At 67.2% G+C, this 22,683-nt stretch carries 23 protein-coding genes and 2 tRNA genes; 13 read left to right on the forward strand and 12 right to left on the reverse strand.

Features of this window, described 5'->3' with window-relative positions:
• The first annotated feature begins 27 nt into the window (after nucleotides 1–27).
• Entirely contained in the window at nucleotides 28–717 is a 690-nt protein-coding gene (gene lolA / locus CFB82_RS05130; protein ID WP_069247377.1) for an outer membrane lipoprotein chaperone LolA, read from the forward strand.
• 219 nt (nucleotides 718–936) lie between these two features.
• A complete protein-coding gene (locus tag CFB82_RS05135; protein ID WP_069247378.1) occupies nucleotides 937–2,247 on the forward strand; it encodes a replication-associated recombination protein A in 1,311 nt (436 codons plus the stop codon).
• Nucleotides 2,248–2,293: 46 nt separating this feature from the next.
• Here the strand turns inward: CFB82_RS05135 and CFB82_RS05140 are convergent, their stop codons facing one another.
• A complete protein-coding gene (locus tag CFB82_RS05140; protein WP_047850576.1) occupies nucleotides 2,294–2,560 on the reverse strand; it encodes a DUF2164 domain-containing protein in 267 nt (88 codons plus the stop codon).
• A 263-nt stretch (nucleotides 2,561–2,823) separates the two neighbouring features.
• Between CFB82_RS05140 and serS the strand changes: the two genes are divergently transcribed.
• The 3 genes from serS to CFB82_RS05155 all read left to right on the forward strand — a co-directional run bounded on the left by serS (nucleotide 2,824) and on the right by CFB82_RS05155 (nucleotide 6,371).
• Nucleotides 2,824–4,125 (forward strand): serine--tRNA ligase, encoded by a 1,302-nt coding sequence (gene serS / locus CFB82_RS05145; RefSeq protein WP_069247379.1) that lies wholly within the window; start codon nucleotides 2,824–2,826, stop codon nucleotides 4,123–4,125.
• A 115-nt stretch (nucleotides 4,126–4,240) separates the two neighbouring features.
• Nucleotides 4,241–4,331: transfer RNA gene (locus CFB82_RS05150), tRNA-Ser, on the forward strand.
• Nucleotides 4,332–4,835: 504 nt separating this feature from the next.
• Nucleotides 4,836–6,371 (forward strand): methyl-accepting chemotaxis protein, encoded by a 1,536-nt coding sequence (locus tag CFB82_RS05155; RefSeq protein WP_069247380.1) that lies wholly within the window; start codon nucleotides 4,836–4,838, stop codon nucleotides 6,369–6,371.
• A 102-nt stretch (nucleotides 6,372–6,473) separates the two neighbouring features.
• Here the strand turns inward: CFB82_RS05155 and CFB82_RS05160 are convergent, their stop codons facing one another.
• Complete coding sequence (locus CFB82_RS05160) at nucleotides 6,474–7,634, reverse strand: alkane 1-monooxygenase (RefSeq protein ID WP_069247381.1); 1,161 nt, start codon at nucleotides 7,632–7,634, stop codon at nucleotides 6,474–6,476.
• Nucleotides 7,635–8,305: 671 nt separating this feature from the next.
• Between CFB82_RS05160 and CFB82_RS05165 the strand changes: the two genes are divergently transcribed.
• The 5 genes from CFB82_RS05165 (at nucleotide 8,306) to CFB82_RS05185 (ending at nucleotide 11,466) form a co-directional block, all read left to right on the forward strand.
• A complete protein-coding gene (locus CFB82_RS05165; protein ID WP_027788116.1) occupies nucleotides 8,306–8,818 on the forward strand; it encodes a GNAT family N-acetyltransferase in 513 nt (170 codons plus the stop codon).
• Between the two features lie 169 nt (nucleotides 8,819–8,987).
• Nucleotides 8,988–9,761: a septum site-determining protein MinC gene (gene minC / locus CFB82_RS05170; protein ID WP_069247382.1), complete on the forward strand. Its 774-nt coding sequence runs from the start codon at nucleotides 8,988–8,990 to the stop codon at nucleotides 9,759–9,761.
• Between the two features lie 59 nt (nucleotides 9,762–9,820).
• On the forward strand, nucleotides 9,821–10,636 hold the full coding sequence (minD, locus tag CFB82_RS05175) for a septum site-determining protein MinD (RefSeq protein ID WP_046545140.1): 816 nt from the start codon (nucleotides 9,821–9,823) through the stop codon (nucleotides 10,634–10,636).
• A gap of 12 nt (nucleotides 10,637–10,648) precedes the next feature.
• The gene (minE, locus tag CFB82_RS05180; RefSeq protein WP_006476634.1) at nucleotides 10,649–10,903 is read left to right on the forward strand and encodes a cell division topological specificity factor MinE; all 255 of its coding nucleotides are present in this window, start codon (nucleotides 10,649–10,651) and stop codon (nucleotides 10,901–10,903) included.
• A gap of 161 nt (nucleotides 10,904–11,064) precedes the next feature.
• Nucleotides 11,065–11,466: a YXWGXW repeat-containing protein gene (locus tag CFB82_RS05185; protein ID WP_069247383.1), complete on the forward strand. Its 402-nt coding sequence runs from the start codon at nucleotides 11,065–11,067 to the stop codon at nucleotides 11,464–11,466.
• 116 nt (nucleotides 11,467–11,582) lie between these two features.
• Here CFB82_RS05185 and CFB82_RS05190 read toward each other — a convergent pair whose 3' ends face one another.
• Nucleotides 11,583–13,142, reverse strand: a complete 1,560-nt coding sequence (locus CFB82_RS05190; RefSeq protein WP_089483549.1) for a chloride channel protein — start codon at nucleotides 13,140–13,142, stop codon at nucleotides 11,583–11,585.
• A gap of 169 nt (nucleotides 13,143–13,311) precedes the next feature.
• Between CFB82_RS05190 and waaC the strand changes: the two genes are divergently transcribed.
• On the forward strand, nucleotides 13,312–14,310 hold the full coding sequence (waaC, locus tag CFB82_RS05195; protein WP_069247385.1) for a lipopolysaccharide heptosyltransferase I: 999 nt from the start codon (nucleotides 13,312–13,314) through the stop codon (nucleotides 14,308–14,310).
• A gap of 19 nt (nucleotides 14,311–14,329) precedes the next feature.
• On the opposite strand, the gene CFB82_RS05200 is transcribed toward waaC, so the two are convergent.
• The 9 genes from CFB82_RS05200 to rph form a co-directional block, all read right to left on the reverse strand.
• The gene (locus CFB82_RS05200; RefSeq protein WP_039343411.1) at nucleotides 14,330–14,509 is read right to left on the reverse strand and encodes a hypothetical protein; all 180 of its coding nucleotides are present in this window, start codon (nucleotides 14,507–14,509) and stop codon (nucleotides 14,330–14,332) included.
• 104 nt (nucleotides 14,510–14,613) lie between these two features.
• On the reverse strand, nucleotides 14,614–15,924 hold the full coding sequence (locus CFB82_RS05205; RefSeq protein ID WP_069247386.1) for an MFS transporter: 1,311 nt from the start codon (nucleotides 15,922–15,924) through the stop codon (nucleotides 14,614–14,616).
• 293 nt (nucleotides 15,925–16,217) lie between these two features.
• A complete protein-coding gene (locus CFB82_RS05215) occupies nucleotides 16,218–16,709 on the reverse strand; it encodes an energy transducer TonB family protein (protein WP_069247387.1) in 492 nt (163 codons plus the stop codon).
• Nucleotides 16,710–17,044: 335 nt separating this feature from the next.
• Entirely contained in the window at nucleotides 17,045–17,338 is a 294-nt protein-coding gene (locus CFB82_RS05220; RefSeq protein ID WP_069247388.1) for a hypothetical protein, read from the reverse strand.
• A 236-nt stretch (nucleotides 17,339–17,574) separates the two neighbouring features.
• A complete protein-coding gene (locus CFB82_RS05225; RefSeq protein WP_069247389.1) occupies nucleotides 17,575–17,970 on the reverse strand; it encodes a hypothetical protein in 396 nt (131 codons plus the stop codon).
• A gap of 142 nt (nucleotides 17,971–18,112) precedes the next feature.
• Nucleotides 18,113–18,200, reverse strand: a tRNA-Ser gene (locus CFB82_RS05230).
• Nucleotides 18,201–18,244: 44 nt separating this feature from the next.
• Complete coding sequence (hemW, locus tag CFB82_RS05235; RefSeq protein WP_069247390.1) at nucleotides 18,245–19,459, reverse strand: radical SAM family heme chaperone HemW; 1,215 nt, start codon at nucleotides 19,457–19,459, stop codon at nucleotides 18,245–18,247.
• A gap of 34 nt (nucleotides 19,460–19,493) precedes the next feature.
• Nucleotides 19,494–20,120, reverse strand: coding sequence for an RdgB/HAM1 family non-canonical purine NTP pyrophosphatase (gene rdgB, locus CFB82_RS05240; RefSeq protein ID WP_027788105.1), 627 nt, complete (start codon nucleotides 20,118–20,120; stop codon nucleotides 19,494–19,496).
• Nucleotide 20,121: 1 nt separating this feature from the next.
• Nucleotides 20,122–20,853: a ribonuclease PH gene (gene rph / locus CFB82_RS05245; RefSeq protein WP_069247391.1), complete on the reverse strand. Its 732-nt coding sequence runs from the start codon at nucleotides 20,851–20,853 to the stop codon at nucleotides 20,122–20,124.
• Nucleotides 20,854–21,026: 173 nt separating this feature from the next.
• On the opposite strand from rph, the gene CFB82_RS05250 reads away from it, so the two are divergent.
• Nucleotides 21,027–21,950: a YicC/YloC family endoribonuclease gene (locus CFB82_RS05250; protein ID WP_069247392.1), complete on the forward strand. Its 924-nt coding sequence runs from the start codon at nucleotides 21,027–21,029 to the stop codon at nucleotides 21,948–21,950.
• Nucleotides 21,951–21,956: 6 nt separating this feature from the next.
• The gene (gmk, locus tag CFB82_RS05255; protein ID WP_069247393.1) at nucleotides 21,957–22,640 is read left to right on the forward strand and encodes a guanylate kinase; all 684 of its coding nucleotides are present in this window, start codon (nucleotides 21,957–21,959) and stop codon (nucleotides 22,638–22,640) included.
• The last annotated feature ends 43 nt before the right edge of the window (nucleotides 22,641–22,683 follow it).

Genomic DNA, 22,683 nt, shown 5'->3' on the forward strand with positions numbered 1-22,683 from the left:
CCGGCCACCCAGGGAGAAAACCGCAATATGCAGCAACATTCGTTCGCAATGTCCCTTCGTTCGACGCGGCGCTGGCTCGGCGCGGCGCTCGCCGGCGCCTCGCTGATGCTCGCGGCGACGCACGCGTTCGCGGGCGGCACCGAGCAACTGAAGGCGTTCGTGTCGCAGGTGCGTTCGGCGAAGGGCGACTTCACGCAGCAGATCGTCAAGGCCCCGGCGAAGGGCGCGAGCGCCGCGCAGGCCGCGCCGAAGCCCACCGACAATTCGAGCGGCACGTTCGTGTTCGCGCGCCCCGGCAAGTTCATCTGGACGTACCAGAAGCCGTACCAGCAGGTGCTGCAGGCCGACGGCGAGAAGCTCTACGTGTACGACCGCGACCTGAACCAGGTCACCGAGCGCAAGCTGAACGGCGCGCTGGGCGCGAGCCCGGCCGCGATCCTGTTCGGCAGCAACGATCTCGAAAAGAATTACACGCTGCGCGATGCCGGCGAGAAGGGCGGCATCGAGTGGCTCGAAATGTTGCCGAAGGCGCAGGACACGCAGTTCCAGCGGATCGGCATCGGCTTCAAGAACGGCACGCTCGCCGCGATGGAGCTGCACGACGTGTTCGGCAATGTCACGCTGCTGACGTTTACGAACATCCAGACGAATCCGCCGCTGAAGGGCGATACGTTCAAGTTCGTCGTGCCGAAGGGCGCCGACGTGATTACCGGCTGACCGGCGCCGCGCGCTGCTGTTTCACCGACGGGCCTGCCGGCGACGGCAGGCCCTTGTTGTTTCTGGGCGCGGGCACCGGGCGCGGGCACCGGGCACCGGGCACCGGGCACCGGGCACCGGGCACCGGGCACCGGGCGCGGCGGTGCTTTCTCGCGGCTGTCATAATGTCGGGTCCGGCGGCCGGTTCGGCCGCCATTGTTTGATGTGGAGCGAGGGTTCATGTCCGACCTGTTTCAAGTCGAGCCGCGCCGCCCGCTCGCCGAGGCGCTGCGGCCGAAGACGCTCGCCGAGGTGATCGGCCAGACGCATTTGCTGGGCGAAGGCAAGCCGCTGCGGCTCGCGTTCGAATCGGGCAAGCCGCATTCGATGATCCTGTGGGGGCCGCCCGGCGTCGGCAAGACGACGCTCGCACGGCTTACCGCGCTCGCGTTCGACTGCGAGTTCATTGCGCTGTCCGCGGTGCTCGGTGGCGTGAAGGACATCCGCGAGTCGATGGAGCAGGCGAAGGACACGCTGAACCGCACCGGCCGCCACACGATCCTGTTCGTCGACGAGATCCACCGCTTCAACAAGGGGCAGCAGGACGCGTTGCTGCCGTTCGTCGAGTCGGGGCTTGTGACCTTCATCGGCGCGACCACCGAGAACCCGAGCTTCGAGGTCAACTCGGCGTTGCTGTCGCGTGCGCAGGTGTACGTGCTGAAGTCGCTGGACGACGACGAGATGCGCCAGTTGCTGAAGCGCGCGCAGGAAATCGCGCTCGACGGCCTGTCGTTCGACGACAAGGCGATCGATACGCTGGTCGGCTATGCGGACGGCGACGCGCGGCGCTTCCTGAACCTGCTCGAGCAGGCGCAGACGGCGGCCGCGTCGGCCGGCACCGCGACGATCGATGCCGAATTCGTCAGCAGCGCGATGACGCTGAACGCGCGTCGCTTCGACAAGGGCGGCGACAACTTCTACGACCAGATCTCGGCGCTGCACAAGTCGGTGCGCGGCTCGAGCCCGGACGGCGCGTTGTACTGGTTCTGCCGGATGATCGACGGCGGCGCGGATCCGAAGTATCTCGCACGGCGGATCGTGCGGATGGCGTGGGAAGACATCGGCCTCGCCGATCCGCGCGCGCTGCAGATGGCGAACGACGCGGCCGAAACCTACGAGCGGCTCGGCTCGCCGGAAGGCGAACTCGCGCTCGGGCAGGCGGTGATCTATCTCGCGTGTGCGGCGAAGAGCAACGCGGGCTACAATGCGTTCAACCAGGCGATGGCGTTCGTGAAGCAGGACAAGTCGCGCGAGGTGCCCGTGCATCTGCGCAACGCGCCGACCAAGCTGATGAAGGAACTCGGCTACGGTCATGCGTACCGTTACGCGCACGACGAGCCGAATGCGTATGCGGCCGGCGAGACGTACCTGCCGGACGGGATGCGCGAGCCGCGCTGGTACAAGCCGGTGCCGCGCGGGCTCGAATCGAAGATCGCCGACAAGCTCGCGTGGCTGCGCGAACTCGACCGCGAGGCCGGCAAGAAGGACTGACCGGGCAACGTCCGGCGCGGTCCGCGCCGGTGCCGCCACGAACGCGTCAGCGCTTGCGGGCCGGCTGCTTCTTCCAGTAGCCGAACGGCTCCTGATGGCACTCGATGTCGAGTTCGGTGACGCGGGCGTGCAGGCTCTGCTGCGCATCGGCGATCGCGAGGTTGTAGATCGCGGGCGCGATTTCCTCGACGAAGAAGTGCAGCAGTGCACCCGCCTGGATATTGCCGATCGGCTCATCCATGTTTTCTGTGAAATAGCGTTGCAGCGACGCGATCGCGCGGTCGCGTACGTCCTTCTCCAGTTCGATGGCCATCGGGTTCCTTGGGTAGCTGTGACGGGTGGCGCGTGCGTCGTTCGATGCGCTGCGGCGGGCACGCCCGGGTGTTTCGCGATCCGCGGCGGGTCGATGCCGCGCGATTTCGCGGGCGCCGACGCGCGGACCGGCAATGCGATACTGCCATGGCCGTCGCGCCACGGTCGTCGCCCGTTTGCAGCATTGTCCGTCCAGCCAGTGCCGTGGCGGCCCCGCGGTGCGTTAGAATTCCCGTCTTACACAACGATTCTCCAAGTCCTCCCATGCTCGACATCCAGTTGCTGCGCAAAGACCTCGACGGCGTCGCCAAGCGCCTCGCCGATCGCGGCTACACCCTCGACGTCGCCGCCTTCTCCGCGCTCGAAGCGGAACGCCGCGCGATCCAGACCCGCACCGAAGAGCTCCAGGCGCGCCGCAACAGCCTGTCGAAGCAGATCGGCGCGATGAAGGGGAAGGGCGAGGACACGTCGGCCGTGATGGCCGAGGTCGGCGGGATCGGCGACGAAATGAAGGCGGGAGAAGCCAAGCTCGGCGAGATCCAGGCGCGTCTGTCCGACCTGATGCTGGGCATGCCGAACGTCGCGCATGAAAGCGTGCCGGTCGGCAAGGATGAAGCCGACAACGTCGAAGTGCGCCGCTGGGGCACGCCGCGCCAGTTCGATTTCGAGGTGAAGGATCACGTCGACGTCGGCACGCCGCTCGGCCTCGATTTCGAGACCGGCGCGAAGCTCGCCGGCGCGCGCTTCACGATGCTGCGCGGCTCGATCGCGCGCCTGCACCGCGCGCTCGCGCAGTTCATGATCGACACGCACACGCTGCAGCACGGTTACACCGAGACGTATACGCCGTACATCGTGAACCCCGAGATCCTGTACGGCACGGGCCAGTTGCCGAAGTTCGCGGACGACATGTTCCGCGTCGAGAAGGGCGGCGAGGAGAACAAGGTCACGCAATACCTGATCTCCACGTCGGAAATCTCGCTGACGAACACCGTGCGCGAGTCGATCGTCGACGCGTCCGCACTGCCGATCAAGCTGACCGCGCATTCCCCGTGCTTCCGCTCGGAAGCCGGGTCGTACGGCCGCGACACGCGCGGCATGATCCGCCAGCACCAGTTCGACAAGGTCGAGATGGTGCAGGTCGTCGCGCCGGAAACGTCGTACACCGCGCTCGACGAGATGGTCGGCCATGCGGAAGCGATCCTTCAGAAGCTCGGCCTGCCGTACCGTGTGATCACGCTGTGCACGGGCGACATGGGCTTCTCGGCCGCGAAGACGTTCGACCTCGAAGTGTGGCTGCCTGCGCAGAACACCTATCGCGAGATCTCGAGCTGCTCGAACACCGAAGCGTTCCAGGCGCGCCGGATGCAGGCGCGTTTCCGCAACGCGCAGGGCAAGCCGGAACTCGTGCACACGCTGAACGGTTCGGGTCTCGCCGTCGGCCGCACGCTCGTCGCGGTGCTGGAGAACTACCAGAACGCGGACGGCTCGGTCACGGTGCCGGAAGTGCTGCGCCCGTACATGGGTGGCATCGAGCGTATCGACGCGCCGGCGCAGGCGTCGTAACGCGGCCTTCAAAGCCCTCGCAAAAAAATTTGCAGAAAGGGCTTGTCAGCTACGAAGCGATCGTCTTATAATCTTTTTCTCGCGGAAACGACCAGCCGCGAGATGCAGCAAGGAAGGAGAGGTGGCAGAGTGGTCGAATGTACCTGACTCGAAATCAGGCGTACGGTTTCCCCGTACCGTGGGTTCGAATCCCACCCTCTCCGCCAAAATACGAAGCCCCTTGATCCGGAAGGATCAAGGGGTTTTTCGTTTTGGGTTCGCGGTGCGTGCGTCGGGTCGCAAGCCGTTGCAGTGGCAACCGCTCGACCGTCGGCAATTCGGATCGTGCTGATGCGAGGGCGCCCACCGCATGCATGATCGTGCCGCGTCCTCGATACCGCCGCGCTGAATGGCAAACGCAGCGCTGAATGCCGCGATGATCGTGCCGACGCCGACCCAAGGTGGCGCTACATGTCCGGCGTGATCGCGAGGATCGTATTCGGCGTGCTGTCGATCGTCGTTGTGCGCCGCTGGATGGCGGGCCCGTGCAGGATCGCGACAATCGGGCCGCGCGCGACGCAGCCGACCTGATCGCACTGGCCGGCCTCGTTCCGTACATCCGGCCTTTACCGCATTCTTCAGCTTTAAGCCCGCGCTTCCCGCGCCGTTAACACGGGGCGGCGGCCGGCACCCGTGCCGGACCGCGTCGTTCTCCGTCGATTCAAGGTCCCATGAAGCTGAGCTACAAGATTCCCCTCGCATTTGCTGTCGCGCTGCTGCTGATGTTCTGTGGCGCGCTGTACGGTATCCACATTCTCAATCGGTCGATCGATACCTTCGCCGACGACGTGCAGACGAACGTCGGCGAGGAACGGCTCGTGTCGGCCACGCTCGTACAGTTCAAGCTGCAAGTGCAGGAATGGAAGGACACGCTGTTGCGCGGCAAGCAGCCCGGCAAGCTCGATCAGTACTGGCAGGCGTTCCAGACGCGCGAGCGGACGGTCGACACGCTCGCTGCGCAGCTCGTTCACCAGTTGCCGCCCGGTGAGAGCCGCTCGCTCGTCGAGCAGTTCATGCGCGCGCATACGGCGATGGGCGACGGTTACCGGCGCGGGTTCGACGCGTTCAAGGCTGCGGGCTTCGAGCCGTCGGCCGGCGATGCCGCGGTGGCGGGCGTGGACCGCGAGCCGGCGGCGCTGCTGGAGCGGGCCGCGAAGTCGATCGCCGACGAGAGCGCCGCGGTGTCGGCGCAGGCGAGCCGCGACGCGCAGCACGCAACCACCGCGAGCCTCGTGCTGATGCTGGTCGTGCTCGGCGTCGCGATGGTCGGCGCGTTCCTGTTCAGCCGCGCGATCCTGCGTCCGCTCGATCGTGCGGTGGCGTGCGCGCAGGCCGTCGCCGAAGGCGACCTGACGCGCGACGTCGACGCGGCCGGCCGCGATGAGATCGCCGATCTGCTGCGCGCGTTGCAGACGATGCAGACGAGCCTGTCGGGCGTCGTGCTCGAAGTGCGTACGCACGCCGAAGCCGTCGCGACGGCGAGCGCACAGATCGCGTCGGGCAATCACGACCTGTCGGCGCGGACCGAGGCACAGGCCGCGTCGCTCGAGGAGACGGCCGCCAGCATGACCGAACTCACGGGCATCGTCCGCCAGTCGGCCGAACACGCGCAGCACGCGGCGCAGCTGGCGCACGACGCGTCGAACATCGCGGCGGCGGGTGGCGGCGTGATGACGGATGCCGTCGGCACGATGAACGGTATCGCCGACAGCTCCGCCAAGGTCGGCGAGATCATCGCGGTGATCGACGGCATCGCGTTCCAGACCAACATCCTCGCGCTGAACGCAGCGGTCGAGGCGGCCCGCGCGGGCGAACAGGGACGCGGCTTCGCGGTCGTCGCGGCGGAAGTGCGTACGCTCGCGCAGCGCAGCGCCGCTGCCGCGAAGGAGATCAAGGGGCTCATCGAGCAGTCGACGAAGCGGGTCGACGAGGGCGCCGTGCTGATCGGCCGGGCGGGCGAATCGATTCACGAGATCGTCGGCGCGGTGCAGCGTGTCACGACGATCGTCGGCGAGATCTCGTCCGCGTCGCAGGAGCAGAGCGGCGGCATCCAGCAGGTGAACATCGCGGTGACGCAGATGGACGAAGCGACGCAGCGCAACGCGGCGCTCGTCGAGCAGGCCTCGGCCGCGACGCAGGCGCTGGCCGAGCAGGCGAGCGCGCTGCGGCATGCGGTGGCCGTGTTCAGGCTGCCGGAAATGGCGTGACGGCGACGGCCGTCGCGCCGGGCTTCGCTGGAACCGGAGCCGGCGCGGCGCCGGCTTTCAGCGGCGCACCGGCGCCGATCGACCCCGGTCCGTCTCCCGCAATCACGCCGCGGCCGGATATTGCGCGAGCACCCGGGCACGGATCGACGGCTTGATGTTCGATTGCGCCATGTTGCCGCCGTAGTGTGCGACGACGCGCGGATTCATCACGCGATACCAGAGCGGCGGCACGTACGCGAACAGGATCATCGTCGCGTAGCCGGCCGGCAGTTGCGGTGCATCGTCGAAATGACGCAGCGCCTGGTACGAGCGCGTCGGATTCGCGTGATGGTCGGCGTGCCGCTGCAACTGGTACAGGAACAGGTTGGTGACGACGTGATTGCTGTTCCACGAATGCTGCGGCGTGCAGCGTTCGTAGCGGCCGTTCGGCAGCTTGCGGCGGCCGAGCCCGTAATGCTCGACGTAGTTCACGACTTCGAGCAGCGACGCGCCGTAGACGGCCTGGATCACGAGGAACGGGATCACGACCTTGCCGGCCATCGCGATCGCGATGCCCCACACGACGACGGTCATCGCCCACGCGTGCAGCACCTCGTTGCGCCAGGTCCACGGCGAATGCCCGAGCCGTTCGAGGCGTGCCTTCTCGAGCCGCCACGCCGAGCGGACGCTGCCGGTCACGGTGCGCGGCAGGAACGCCCAGAACGATTCGCCGTAGCGCGCACTCGCCGGGTCCTCCGCCGTCGCGACGCGCACGTGGTGCCCGCGGTTGTGCTCGACGTAGAAGTGGCCGTATGCGACCGGCGCGAGCGTGATCTTCGCGAGCCAGCGCTCGAAGCGGTTGGTCTTGTGCCCGAGTTCGTGCGCGGTATTGATCGAGATGCCCGTCGCGGCGCCGAGCGACAGCGCGAAGCCGACGTAGTCGTACCAGGCGAGCGCATGTGTGCCGACGATCCAGACGCACACGAAGAACGCGACGTATTCGACGAGGGTCGCGAGATAGACGATCAACCGGTAGTAGCGCTCCCGTTCGAGTTGCGGCACGACGTCCTCGGGCGGGTTGTCGCGATCGTCGCCGATCAGCGTGTCGAGGACCGGGATCACGCCGAACGCGAACAGCGGGCCGAACCACCAGAACACGTGCAGGCCCGTCGACAGCGCGAGCTGGGCGGCGAGGATCGGCAGCGTGATTGTCAGCGCGCCGAGCAGCCACAGGTAACGCTTGCCATCCGACCAGCCCGAAGCCGATCCGCTGGTCATTGCCATTGTCTCCCTCCTGCCGGCCGGCCCGAGGGCGGCCGCCTGTACGGTTGTTCGAATTCTCGTTGGTCCGCGAAGCACGCGCGGCCGAGCCGGATCGTCACCCGGTTCTGCCTGTTATACGACCCATGCGCACGCTTGCCAAACTCCGGCGCTAGGCGCGCGGCTCCAAACGGACGGGCCGTGTACGGCGCAGGCAGGGAAGGGCCTGCGCACACTGATTGAAACATGCGGGGAACGCCGGATCGACCCGTACGGGCGACGGGTTTGTCAGACGGATGGCGTATCGTGACGCGTGCGGGTGTCGGCGCCACGGGGCCGCAACAAATGTTGCGACGCAATATTCGGAAGGCGGCAGGTACCCGTGATACCTATTTCCGGGGTTGCCAATCTTACGGATCATTACGGCTTTCGCGCTGAAATCCACGGGGTCCGACGGGCCCACTGCCGCGTGTCGCAAGGCAACCGCCGCCATGCGTCGAACCCGGCCGCCGCAACCGTCTTTCGGCGGCACGTATCGACCTGGTAATGCTGCACCTGCACACCCGCTGGCCGCCGGGCCGCCGGCGGTGCATGCTGCCTTTCGATTCGCGCTGTCATTTGAAAATAACGATTTGACTCATGCCCCGCTTTCGGTTGAAGCTAGTAGCTTGCTGTCCGAAGGGGGCTGTGCCTGCATGAGTTCGACCTTGACCGTTCGTCGTATCGTTGCCGACCAGGGCGGCGTGTATCGCGAACTCCGCGCCGCATCGCTGCGCGAGCCCTACGCGCCCGGCGAAGCGCCGGAGGCCGAATTGCTGAACGTCGAGACGGACGCGGCGTCGGCGATTGCCGCGCAGCGCGCCGTGTCCGACGAGTCGACGACTTTCCTGCTGTATACCGAAGGCCATCCGGCCGGCATGATCGGCGCGTATTTCGACAATACGCCCGATCGGCGCGCGTTCGTCAGCGAGCTGTGGGTGGCGCACGCGGTGCGTCATCTGCGCGGCGGCGTGCTGCTGCTGGAGACGGCCACCGCATGGCTCGCCGAGCGCGGCGCCCAGGACGTCTACGCCTGGATTGCCGATGCGAACCGCAACGCGATCCGCTTCTACGAGCGGGCGGGTTTCGGCAACACCGGCGAACACGCACCGATCGCACGGATGCCCGGCGCGATGAAATCGCTGTACGTGTCGCAGGTGAAGCACTGACGTGACGTCAGAACGCGGGCCGCACGGCGCGATGAAGATCCGGTCGCCCGCCTGCCTGCCCGCTTGCCGGTTGCGCGCCCGCCCGGGTCGCCGCCACCCGGTTCCCCAAAAATAATGGCCGCGCGCGTGGACGCCTGTAAAATACGCAAAAAATTTTTGCAGAGTGTCCATGTCGCTTAAAAAATCGCCATTCTTCGAGCTGCGGAGCGGATCGGTCGATACGTTGCTGTTCACCGTGAAGACGACCGATCTCGATGCGTTGCGTACCGAACTGGTCAAGCGCTTCGAAGCGACTCCCGAGTTTTTCGCCGACGATGTCGTCGCGATCGACGTCCGCCGCCTGGCTGACGGCGAACGCGTCGCGCTGGCGGACATCCGCCAGATGCTGAACGACGTGCGGATGCGCCCGGTGGGCGTCGTCGCGCTGGCCACGCAGGGCTGGGCGGGGGAAGCCGGCCTGCCGTTGCTCGAGGCGCGCGATCGCCGCGCGCCGGCCGCGAAGCATGCCGACGAAGCGGAACCGGTGCCGGCGCCCGTCGCGGAAACCGCCGCCGCTCCGGCAGCCGAACCGGCGCAGGAGCCCGCACCGACGCTGTTGCACGCGGGCGGCCAGACGCTCGTGATCGACCGGCCGTTGCGTTCGGGGCAGCAGATTTACGCGAAAGGGGACCTCGTGGTGCTCGCGCCGGTCAGTCACGGCGCGGAGATCATCGCGGAAGGCAATATCCACATCTACGCGCCGTTGCGCGGCCGCGCACTCGCGGGCGTGCACGGCAATCACGACGCGCGCATTTTCTGCACGTGTCTCGAGCCGGAACTGATTTCGATCGCGGGTATCTATCGAACGACCGAGAACCCGTTGCCCGCCGAAGTACTGGGCAAATCGGTGCAGATCCGGCTCGAAGAGGAAAAACTGATGATCGAACCGCTGCGCCTGACGTAAAACACGCGGTGCGCTCCGGATCGATCGGCTCTCATTGACGAACACAGGGTATTGGGTAAATGGCAAAAATCATCGTGGTGACCTCGGGCAAGGGCGGCGTGGGCAAGACGACGACGAGCGCGAGCTTTGCGTCCGGTCTCGCGCTGCGCGGCCACAAGACGGCCGTGATCGACTTCGACGTCGGCCTGCGCAACCTCGATCTCATCATGGGCTGCGAGCGCCGCGTGGTGTACGACCTCGTGAACGTGATCCAGGGCGAAGCGAACCTGAACCAGGCGCTGATCAAGGACAAGAAGTGCGAGAACCTGTTCATCCTGCCGGCGTCGCAGACGCGCGACAAGGATGCGCTCACGCGTGACGGCGTCGAGAAGGTGCTGAACGACCTGGTCGCGATGGACTTCGAATACATCGTCTGCGATTCGCCGGCCGGTATCGAGGCGGGCGCGCTGCACGCGATGTACTTCGCGGACGAAGCGCTGATCGTCACGAACCCGGAAGTGTCGTCGGTGCGTGACTCGGATCGCATTCTCGGCATCCTGTCGTCGAAGACGAAGCGCGCGACCGAAGGCAAGGATCCGATCAAGGAACACCTGCTGATCACGCGCTACAGCCCGAAGCGCGTCAGCGAAGGCGAGATGCTGTCGCTCGAGGACATCAGCGAGATCCTGCGCATCAAGCTGATCGGCGTGGTGCCCGAGTCGGAAGCCGTGCTGCATGCATCGAACCAGGGTCTGCCGGCCGTGCATATCGACGGTACCGACGTTGCGGAAGCGTACAAGGACGTCGTCGCGCGTTTCCTCGGCGAAGACAAGCCGCTGCGCTTCACCGATTACCAGAAGCCGGGCCTGCTGCAGCGCCTCTTCGGCAGCAAGTAACGGAGGCCGCCCATGTCCATCCTTTCGTTTCTCCTCGGTGAGAAGAAGAAGTCCGCATCGGTCGCGAAGGAGCGCCTGCAGCTCATCATCGCGCACGAGCGCGTCGGCGGCCGGCCGCCGGCCGATTACCTGCCGGCGCTGCAGAAGGAGCTCGTCGCGGTCATCTCGAAGTACGTCCATATTTCTGACGATGACATCCGCGTGAGCCTCGAGCGCCAGGACGATCTCGAAGTCCTCGAAGTGAAGATCGAGATCCCGCAAGCCTGACCGTTGCAGGTATCCCTCCGCACGGCGGCACGCGCCGCCGTGCGCGTCTTACGCCCTGTTGCACCTTCGGGCATGCCGTAACACGGCGTCTGTCGGCCGTAATCGCCCCTTCCGCATTGAACGAATAACGCTCGCGTAACTTGTTCAACCAGGAGGTTGTGATGGCTGTCTCTACCGTTCAACGTCGTATCGTTTCGCTCGCATTGCTTGCCGCGAGCCTGTCAGCCGTCGTCGCGCCGCTTGCCGCGCATGCGGACGAGATTCTCGTCGGCACCCCCGTGATCGCGCCGCAGGGCCGCGTGGTCGTCGCCGAGCCGGTCGCCGTGCGCACCGAGGAAGTCGTGATCGTCGCGCCGAACGCGCCGCCGCCGGTGCGCTACGAGGTCGTGCCGGCCTCGCGCGTGGGTTACGTGTGGGATCGTGGGCACTGGCACTGGGAGCATGGCCGCTACGTGTGGATCGGCGGCCACTGGGAAGCCGAGCGCGTCGGCATGCAATGGGTGCCGGGCCATTGGGACCAGCGCGGTCCGAACTGGTTCTGGACCCGTGGCCACTGGGCGTGATGGAGGCGGCCGATGAAACGAACCGCAATCGCCATCGCGCTCGTCGCGATCACGCTGGCCGGATGCATCGTCGTGCCGGCGCGGCCCGTGTACTACCGGCCGGCGCCCGTCGTGATCTACTGAGCGTCGCGCGAGCCGGGCTGCGCGGGGCCGTTCGTCCCGGCTGCGGCCGGCTCGTCGTCGTGCGGCGCCGATGCATGCGCTGTGCCTTCGGCCGGCGCGGCGGCGGGGGACGCGTCGTCGCCCTTGTCGCCTTCATCGCGCAGCGTGTCGAGCGGATCGGCGGGCGCCGCGGCCGCATCCTGCGGCTCGGTGACGCCGGTTGCCACCGTCGCGCTTGCCGCGGTTGCCGCAGCCGGTTCGGCGGCCGCGACGGGCGGCGCGAGATAGCGCAGGGCGAGCGTTTCATAGAGCGGTGGTGCGAAGAAGCGCGACACGCGGCTCGACACCAGCGCGGTGGCCATCAGCGAAATCACGAGCGCGTGACCGTTGATCGTCTCCATCACGATCACGAACGACGTGATTGGCGACTGCGTGACGGCTGCCATGTAGCCGACCATCGCGAGCGCGATCAGCATCGGCAGGCTCATGTTGCTGAACACGATGTGCAGCAGGTTGCCGAACCCGGCGCCGATCGACAGCGACGGCGCGAAGATCCCGCCCGGGATGCCCGGCAGGTACGACGCGACCATCGAAATCATCTTCAGGAACGGATAGAACACCGACTGATGCTGGCTGCCGTCGAGCAGGCCGCGCGCTTCGGCATAGCCGCTGCCGAAGGTCGTGCCGCCCGATACGAGGCCGACGACGGCGATCGCGAAGCCGCACAGCGCGGCGAACGCGATCGGCCGTTCGCGATACAGGCCGAGCAGTTGCGCGGGCAGCCAGCGTCCCGTGTTGAGCAGCAGCCAGCAGAACAGGCCGCCTGCGATCCCCGTGACGATCGCGGTGACCAGCACGGCGAGCGCCAGCAGTTTCGGGAAATGGGGGCCAGCATCGATCGTGCCGAAATACGTGTAGTTGCCGTTCAGGCCGAGCGCGACCACACCGGCGAGGATGATCGCGGTGATCAGCACGCCGCTGGCGCGCGCGGAGAAACTGCGCGTCAGTTCCTCGATCGCGAACACGATCCCGGCGAGCGGCGTATTGAACGCGGCCGACAGCCCGGCCGCCGCGCCGGCGAGCACCAGCTGGCGTTCGATCTGCGCGTTCGAGCGCGGGTAGAAGCGTCGCAGGTTGAACATCAGCGCCGCGCCGACCTGCACGGTCGGCCCTTCGCGTCCGATCGTGAAGCCGCCCAGGATGCCGAGGAACGACACCAGCACCTTGCCGAACAGGATGCGCAGCGTCAGCAGCCGGGAGCCGAACGCACTCGGGCGCGCATGCAGTGTCGCGATCACTTGCGGGATGCCGCTGCCCTCGGCGCCGCGGAAGAAGCGGCGCGTGATCCATACCGACACCGCGGCGATGGCCGGCGTCAGCAGCAGCGGCAGCCACGCGGCGTGATCGCGCATCGTGCGGAAGGTTTCGTAACCCCAGTCGATCAATCGCGCGTAAAGTACGGCCGCGAGGCCGACGACGATCGCACCGAGCCAGAAAACGCCGTACTGGCGCCAGATCCTCAGCGAACGACGGGTGAGGGCGGGAAACAGGGCGGGAAGAGCGGGGCGTGGCATCGGCGCGGGCCGGCAGGCAAAGATCGAATTATAAAAAGAACCGGATGCGGGCGGGGAGCGAGAATGTTCCCGAAAGGAGATGCATTTTGTTGCAAAAGTAATTTCACGTAATGTCTGCGCATGTAACCATCGTGAGCATGCCAAATTGACTGGCTTATCCCCACACATCGTGAAACGTATCCTCATCGTGAAAGTGACGTCGCTCGGCGACGTTGTCCAGACGCTGCCCGTCGTCGCGGATCTGCATCGCGCCTTTCCCGGCGTAACGGTCGACTGGGCAGTAGATGAATCGTGCGCGGAGGTCGTGCGCTGGCATCCGGGCGTCAGCCGTGTCCTGTGCGCGCCGCTGCGCCGCTTCAAGAAGATGCGCAATCGCGGCGACCTGAAGGCGATCACGGCATCGATCGGCGCGCTGCGGGCGCACCGCTACGATGCGGTGATCGACCTGCACGGCGTCTACAAGAGCGCGATCATTTCGGCGCTCGCGCGTGCCGCGCGACGCGTCGGCTACCAGACGCAGGATCTCGGCGAAACGGGCGCACGCTTCGCGTATTCGCATCGTTTCGGTCCGCGGCCGGACTGCGACGCGTGGCACGGGATGCGCGTGAGCGCCGGCGAGGCGCTCGGCTACGCGCCCGAGGGTATTGCCACGTACGGCATCGTCCCGCCGCGGGACGTGAACCTGCCACCCGCCGTGACCGATGGCGCCCCATTCATGCTGCTGTTCCATGCGACGTCCAACCCCGACAAGAAATGGCCGGCCGACCGCTGGGCCGCGCTCGCCACGCAGATGATGGCGCGTGGCGTACGCGTGCTGTTGCCGTGGGGATCGGCTGCCGAGCATGACGATGCGCAGGACATTGCCGCACGCGCGCTGGGTTCGGTCGTGCTGCCCGCGATGACGGTGCGCGAGCTCGGCGCGGCGCTCGGCCGGGCTGCGCTCGTGGTGGGGGTCGATACGGGGTTCGTACACATGGCGCACGCGCTGCAGCGGCCGACCGTGATGATTTTCGTCGCGACGTCGCGCCACCATTGCGGGATCGGCGGCGCGCCGAATGCACTGTCGATCGGCGAGCCGGGCACGATGCCGTCGGTCGACGAGGCGCTGGACGCGATCGATACGGTCGGCCCGGCCTACGGCGCGCTGCGCGCGCGGCTGACCGCCTGACGAGGCGGGGTGCGCCGGTTCAGGCGAGCAGCGCCTCGACCGTGACGACGGCGGCGACGGCCGCCAGATTCGCCAGCAGCGCCTCGAACACGAGGCCGCGCCACGTCTGCGGCCGGAAGCGCATCGCGAGCAGGATCGCGCCGCCCAGCGCAAGCGCGAGGATCAGGACGAGATCGGCATTGCCGAGGCGGATGTTCATGGCGGCGGCTCCTTCGGGGCGGGATCCTGGGGGCGCGCAATGGCGCACCCAGGATCGAGTATAGGCAGCGCCGACCGCCGCACAACCCGGGTCGCCCCGGAGTCTCAGACGAGCGATGCGTCGCGCGTTTCGCGCATCAGCAGCACGCCGATCAGGCTGATTGCCGCCGCAACCGATACATAACCGCCGACCCACGACAGCCCGCCGCGCGCCGCCAGCAGTTGCGCGATATACGGCGCGATCGACGCGCCGAGGATCCCGCCGAGGTTGTACGCGACGCCCGCGCCCGTGTAGCGGACGTTGGTCGGGAACAGCTCCGGCAGCAGCGCGCCCATCGGCGCGAACGTCACGCCCATCAGGAACAGCTCGATCGTCAGGAACAGCGCGACGAGCGGCATCGAGCCGCTGCCGAGCAGCGGCTCCATCGCAAAACCCGACAGCAGCGCGGCGATCGCGCCCACCACGAGCACCGGCTTGCGGCCGAAGCGGTCCGATGCCCATGCGGACAGCGGCGTCGCGAGCCCCATGAACACGACCGCGAAGCACAGCAGGCCGAGGAAGCTCTGGCGCGGAATATGCAGCGTCGACACGCCGTACGACAGCGAGAACACCGTCGAGATGTAGAACAGCGTGTAGCAGACGACCATCGCGAGCGCACCGAGCAGCGTCGGCCGCCAGTGTTGCGTGATCAGCGTCGCGACCGGCACGCGCACGCGCTCGTTGCGATCGAGCGCGGCCTGGAACGCGGGCGTTTCGGTGATCTTGAGCCGCACGTACAGGCCGAGCGCGACGAGTACCGCACTGACCAGGAACGGGATGCGCCAGCCCCAGCTGCGGAACTGCTCGTCCGACAGCGACAGCGCGAGCGCGAAGAACAGCCCGTTCGACATCAGGAAGCCGACCGACGGCCCGAGCTGCGGGAACATCCCGAACCAGCCGCGCTTGCCCTGCGGCGCGTGCTCGGTCGCGAGCAGCGCGGCGCCGCCCCATTCGCCGCCGAGGCCGATCCCCTGGCCGAAGCGCAGCACGCACAGCAGCATCGGCGCGAGCGCGCCGATCGCGTCGTAGCCGGGCACGAAGCCGATGGCGGTGGTGGATACGCCCATCACGAGCAGCGATGCGACGAGCGTCGACTTGCGGCCGATGCGGTCGCCGAAGTGCCCGAACAGGAACGAGCCGATCGGGCGTGCGATGAACGCGATGCCGAACGTGACGAAGGCGGACAGCGCCTGTGCGGTCGCCGAGCCGTGCGGGAAGAACACGGGGCCGATGACGAGCGCGGCGGCCGTTGCGTACACGTAGAAATCGTAGAACTCGATTGCGGTGCCGATGAAGCTGGCGAACACGATGCGCCGGTGGCTGACGGCGCCGGCCGAACCGGTTGCGTGTGCAACGGCCGGGGGAGATGCGGACATGGATGTCTCCGTTTTGTCGTTGGGGCGGTCGGCTGAGCGTGCGGTCGGGCAGGCGGATGCCTGCCGGGGGCAGCCGAGCGGATGATGCGGTGGCGGCGTGGACGCGCGCCGGGGCGCGGACGTCACCCGCCGGTCGACGATGGAGACGGGTACGTCGCCGCCGCCCGGTGCCGGCGTGGTCGGCTCGCATGCCGGGTGGGGCGCGCGAACGCGCGCGCGGCGTGATGGCCGCGCGATTGCGGAAAATTATAGCCAGCGCCGCCGCGCACCGCCAATCGCGGGGCGGCGACCGCTCAGTCGATCGATTGCGCCTGCGCCGACGCGGTGCTTTGCAACTGGAAGTGGCCGTCGTCGTTGAAGAGCCAGCCTTCCATCATTTCGAGCCGGCCGTTGCCGTCGAGCAGTCGCGACGGCGGCGGCGGCAGCGGCGCCGAGCGGCGCAGCGACGCGAGCGCGAGTGCTTCCGCTTCGCTGTCGCCGTTGCTGCGATAGACGGACGCGTTGACGAGCCGGCCGCTGCCATCGACGGTGAAGGCCACGACGACGAGCGAGCGGAGCATGGCCTGGGGTACGCCGTGCAACATGCCGGACGGATTGCGTTCGGCGACACGGTGCGCGACTTCGACGCGGTACTGGTCGAGGTTGCCGCTGCGGGTGATCGACGGAATCGTCAGGATCGAGTGCAGCGACGGAGGCGGCGTGATCGTGCACGCCGCGAGCATGGCGACGACGACCAGCGCAACTGCACGCAGCCGGTCGACATGCAAACGGGGAAGTGGGCGCATGGGAGGCTAGCCGGAAGTGACTATAAAAAAATGATAGGCGCACGGACGCGAGCCGATATCGGGAGAAACGCATAACGGGCGATGCCGGATGATGCGATCGCTGATGACAGAAGGCGTGCGCTCGCGCATCGCGATGTGACGTGACATATGACGGCACGCTCGCGTGGCTGCCGCACGTGTGCATCCCGGCGTGCGTGTTGCAAGGTTGAAAGAAACGCGAGGGACGCGTGTGGCACGCAGGCGCGTGGCGATGGTCCGGCGCGAGCGCGGCGGGTTGCCGCAGGCAGCACCGCGGCGGCGGCCCGCGCCATCTTCGGCGATGCGTGCCGCCCGGTTCAGAAGCCGTGCGTCACGAGTGACAGGATCGACAGGTCGGGGTGCGTGCCGTCGATGATGCTCTTGCCGATGTGCACGGCTTCGTGGACGGCTTCATCGAGGCTCGCGAAGCTTTCCTCGCCGTCCGCATGGAAGGGCACCGCGTGGCCGGGCAATGCGGGATTCGCACCCGGATGGCACACGTAACCGGTGTAGGTGTAGCGCGTGTCGTTGCCGGGCACGACGGCCGGCACGACATGGATCTCGAAGCCTTCGTAATCGACGTGCTCCGCCGGTGTCGACAGTTCGGTCATGGCGATCTCCGTGTACCGCACGCAGGGGTGGCGCGCACGGCATCGAGTACGCGGCGGCGGTCGTGTCGCCGTGTTGATCGAATTCTAGGTGATCGAGCGGCCGGCCGGGAGGATGGCTTCGGGCGCGGTGCGATGCGATGGCGGGCCGTTGCCGGTGCCCGCAGCTCAGGTGCCGCGCGAGGGCCGGCGCGAACGCCCGTGCCGTTTCGGCGGACGGGCTCGCGCGCGGCGCTGCATCATTGCTTGCAGCGCGCGTCCTTGCGCTGCACGACGATGATCACCGGGTATTTCTGGCCGTGGTCGAGTTCCACACGCGCCACGACGGTCAGCGTCGCCGGATCGGAATCGTCGTACACGCTGACCTGTTCATTCCGGAGGTAGGTCACGCCGGTGCAGTTCGACGTGCGTCCATCGTCGCCCACCTTGCACTGGAGGTCGTTGTCCTTCAGGTAGTTGTACGGCGACGGGCTCGCGAGGTATTCGCTCAGGCCGCGCGGCGAACCGCCGACGCCGCTCACGTAGGCGATCGCGCACGACGCTTGCGCGTCGCTGCCGGCGGCGGTGTCGGCCGACGCCTGCGTGCTGACGGCAACCAGCAGCGCGGCAAGCGACGAGACGATGAAGGGCTTCATGACGTGGGTTTCCCGTTTCGCGAATCGGAGCGCCGGATTGTAGCGGCATCCGGCTCGACGTGTCGGAACGTGGGGGACGGGCGTGCGCGGACCAACAAAAAACCCCGTCATTCGGTGAATGGACGGGGTTTGGCGAACTTCCTGGCGGAAGCGGTGAGATTCGAACTCACGGACAGTTTCCCGTCGCCGGTTTTCAAGACCGGTGCCTTAAACCGCTCGGCCACGCTTCCACACGAGGCGGCATTGTAACCGAAATGCCGCGAGGTTCATCCCTTCAATCGTCGCGCAGGAACAATTCCTGCAGGTCGTTGAGGAAACGCTGGCCCAGCGGCGTCGGCGCGATCTGCGCGAAATCGCGCGCGATCAGCCCGCGCCGTTCCGCTTCCTGCAGCGCCGGCTCGATCGTGCTCATCGGCAGGCCCGTGCGTTCGGCGAAGCTGTGTACGGGGAAGCCCTCGACGAGCCGCAGCGTGTTCAGCATGAACTCGAACGGCAGGTCGCGCGCGCCGACTTCACGCTCTTCCTGCACGGCCGTGCCGGCCATCGCCTGCTCGATGAAGGTCGCCGGGTGCTTGTAGCGTGCCTGCCGCAGGATCCGGTTCGGGAACGACAGCTTCGTGTGTGCGCCCGCACCGATCCCGAGATAGTCGCCGAAGCGCCAGTAGTTCAGGTTGTGCTTGCACTGATGATTCGGCTTCGCATATGCGGACACTTCGTAGCGTCCGTAACCGGCCTCGGCCGTGCGCGCGTGAATCCATTCCTGCATGTCGGCCGACGCGTCGTCGTCGGGCACGACCGGCGGGAACTTCGCGAACAGCGTATTCGGCTCGAGCGTGAGGTGATACAGCGACAGATGCGGCGGCGCGTACGACAGCGCGGTCTCGATGTCGGTGCGGCATTCGTCGAGCGTCTGGTTCGGCAGCGCGAACATCAGGTCGAGGTTGAAGTTGTCGAAGTTCTTCGCGGCGATCTCGACCGCGGCGCGTGCCTGCGTGGTGTCGTGAATCCGGCCGAGCGCCTTCAGGTGCGCCTCGTTGAAGCTCTGGATCCCGACCGACAGGCGATTCACGCCGCTGGCGCGGAACTGCGCGAACTTCGCGGCCTCGAACGTGCCCGGATTCGCCTCGAGCGTGATCTCGGCGTCGGCGTCGAGCGGCAGCAGCGCACGCACGTCGGACAGCATCCGGTCGAGGCCGGCCGCCGACAGCAGGCTCGGCGTGCCGCCGCCGATGAATACCGTATGCACCTGGCGGCCCCACACGAGCGGCAGCGCCTGCTCGAGATCGGCGCGCAGCGCGTCGAGATATTCGGTTTCCGGAAACCGTTCGCCCTTCCATTCGTGCGAATTGAAATCGCAGTACGGGCACTTGCGCACGCACCACGGGAAATGCACGTACAGCGCGAGCGGCGGCAGCGACGTGAGCCGCACCTGGCCGGGCGACGTGAAGGTCGCGACGACGCGCGCGCCGGTTTCCGCGGCCTGGCTCATGCGGCCTCCGTTGGCGAACGGGTATCGGGCGTGCTCATGCTTCCTCCGCGAGCCGCGCCAGCAGCGCCTTCAGCGCCAGCGCGCGATGGCTGTGCGTGTTCTTCACGGCCGGCTCGAGTTCGGCGGCCGTCGCGCCGAGCGACGGCAGGTAGAAATACGGGTCGTAGCCGAATCCGTGCTCGCCGCGCGGCGTATCGACGATTTCGCCCGCCCAGCGTCCTTCGGCGAACAGCGGTTCGGGGTCGTCCGCGTGGCGCACAAGCGCGAGCACGCAGCAGTAGTATGCGCGCCGGTCGTCGACGCCGCGCAGCTGCTCGACGAGATACGCGTTGTTCGCCGCGTCGCCCTTGTCACGGCCCGCGCGCTGCGCGTAGCGCGCCGAATAGACGCCCGGCGCGCCGCGCAGCACGCGCACGCACAGGCCCGAATCGTCGGCGATCGCCGGCAGCCCGGTGAGCCGCGACGCGTGGCGTGCCTTCGTCAGCGCATTCTCGATGAAGGTGCCGAACGGCTCCTCCGCTTCGGGCACGGCAAGGTCGCCCTGCGGGACGATCTCGATGCCGACCGTCGAGAACAGCGCGGTGAATTCGCGCAGCTTGCCGGCGTTGTTCGACGCAAGAACGATGCGCGACAGCGGCGCGATGGTGTGGTCGTCCGGCATGTCAGGCGCCCAGCACGTCTTTCTGGCGCTGCACGAGCTCGGCGATCCCGCCTTGCGCGAGGTCGAGCAGCGCGTTCATCTCGGCGCGCGAGAACGGCACGCCTTCGGCCGTGCCCTGGACTTCGACGAAACCGCCGGCGCCCGTCATCACGACGTTCATGTCGGTGTCGCACTGCGAATCTTCCGCGTAATCGAGATCGAGCACGGGGGCGCCCTGGTACACGCCGACCGAGATCGCGGCGACGTGGTCGGTGATCGGCGAGCGCGTGAGCTTGCCGGCCGCGATCAGCTTCGACACGGCGTCATGTGCGGCGACGAACGCGCCGGTGATGCTCGCCGTGCGCGTGCCGCCGTCGGCCTGGATCACGTCGCAGTCGATGTGGATCGTGCGCGGGCCGAGCGCTTCCAGGTCGAACACCGCGCGCAGCGCGCGGCCGATCAGGCGCTGAATTTCCTGCGTGCGGCCGGTCTGCTTGCCGCGGGCGGCTTCGCGGTCGCTGCGCGTATGCGTCGCGCGCGGCAGCATCCCGTATTCGGCGGTCAGCCAGCCTTGCCCGCGGTCGCGCAGGAAGTCGGGCACGCGCTCGGAGACGCTCGCGGTGCAGAGCACCTTGGTGTCGCCGAATTCGACCAGCACCGAGCCTTCGGCATGTTTCGTGTAGTGGCGCGTAAGGGCGACCTTGCGCAGTGCGTCGGCGCGGCGGCCGCTCGGGCGGGAAACGGAGGACGTCATGTGGGAATCGCGGAACGAGAGGAAACCCCGATTTTAGCGCCGAACGGCGGGCGTGCCCGGCGGGGTGGTCCGCAAAAATGGGATAATGCGCGCTTCCCGCCCCGCGCTTTCCGATGCGCCGGGCGCCTCGGCATATCCCCGCCCGCGAGGGCACCCAGACGGCGAGACGAACCATGATCTACAGCATGACGGGCTACGCGAGCGCGACGCGCGAACTCGCGACGGCCACCGGCAACGGCGGCACCAGCGTGTCGGTCGAACTGCGCACCGTGAACTCGCGCTTCCTCGACCTGAATTTCCGGATGCCGGACGACGTGCGCGCGTGCGAACCCGCGCTGCGCGAAATGCTGATGAACAAGCTGTCGCGCGGCAAGGTCGATATCCGCATCAACCTGCAGCGTGGCGAGCAGAGCATCGGCGCGGGCGCGCTGAACCAGTCCGCGCTCGGCCAGCTCGCCGAGCTCGAGCGCGCGGTGCTCGACTCGTTCCCGGGCGTCGGCCGCCTGCGCGCGGGCGAGATCCTGCGCTGGCCCGGCGTGATCGCCGAGAGCGGCGTGTCGGCTGACGCGATCCGCGAGGCGGTGCTCGCGTGCGGCAAGGAAGCGATCGGCGAGCTCGTCGTCGTGCGTTCGCGCGAAGGCGCGCAACTGGCGACGATGCTGCTGTCGAACGTCACCGAGATGGAAGCGATCGTCGCGCGCATCACGCCGCTCGTGCCGGAGCTGATCGCGAAGCACCAGCAGAAGATCGTCGAACGGCTGCAGGAGGCGCTCGGCATCGCGGCGCCCGAAGGCAGCTCGACGATCGTCACGCGCGAGGAAGCCGCGGAGCGCATTCGTCAGGAAGTGACGATGTACGGGATCCGGATCGACATCGCGGAAGAGCTGTCGCGGCTCACCGCACACCTGAACGAAACGCGCCATGTGATCGAGAAGGGCGGCCGCGTCGGCAAGCGTCTCGACTTCATGATGCAGGAACTGAATCGCGAAGCGAACACGCTCGGCTCGAAGGCGGCGGCGAAGGAACTCGCCGACGCATCGATGGCGCTCAAGCTGTTGATCGAGCAGATGCGCGAGCAAGTGCAAAACCTGGAGTAAAGCAACATGACGGAATCTCATCGCGACGCTCACGCGTCGCATTCGCTGCACGGCGGCGTCTATCCCGGCAACCTGTTCATGGTCGTCGCGCCGTCGGGCGCCGGCAAGTCGACGCTCGTGAATGCGCTGCTGTCGAAGGACAGCGACATCTGCCTGTCGATCTCGTACACGACGCGCAAGCCGCGCCCGGGCGAGCAGGACGGCCAGCACTATCACTTCACGACGGTCGAGGATTTCCGCACGCGTCACGCGGCGCACGAATTTCTCGAGAGCGCGGAAGTGCACGGCAACTACTACGGCACGTCGCGCGTCTGGATCGAAGAGCAGATGAAGAACGGCCACGACGTGCTGCTCGAGATCGACTGGCAGGGTGCGCTGCAGGTGAAGAAGCAGTTCCGCAACGCAGTCGGCATCTTCATTCTGCCGCCGTCGCTCGACGCGCTCGAGGAGCGCCTGAAGAAGCGCGGCCAGGACGAGCCGAACGTGATCACGCGACGCCTGCTGGCCGCCGGCAGCGAGATCGCGCACGCGTCGGAAGCGGAATACGTGGTGATCAACGAGAACTTCGAGCGTGCGCTCGCGGAGCTCGAATGCATCGTCGCGGCCACGCGCCTGCGCTTTGCTTCGCAGTACGCTCGACACACGGAGCTGTTCATCGAGCTCGGCATCCATCTGCCCCACGCGGAATGACGCGGGGGACGAGGGACATAAGGTAGAATAAGGACTATATTCA

Source organism: Burkholderia sp. HI2714 (assembly GCF_002223085.1).
Classification (GTDB): Bacteria; Pseudomonadota; Gammaproteobacteria; order Burkholderiales; family Burkholderiaceae; genus Burkholderia; species Burkholderia lata_D.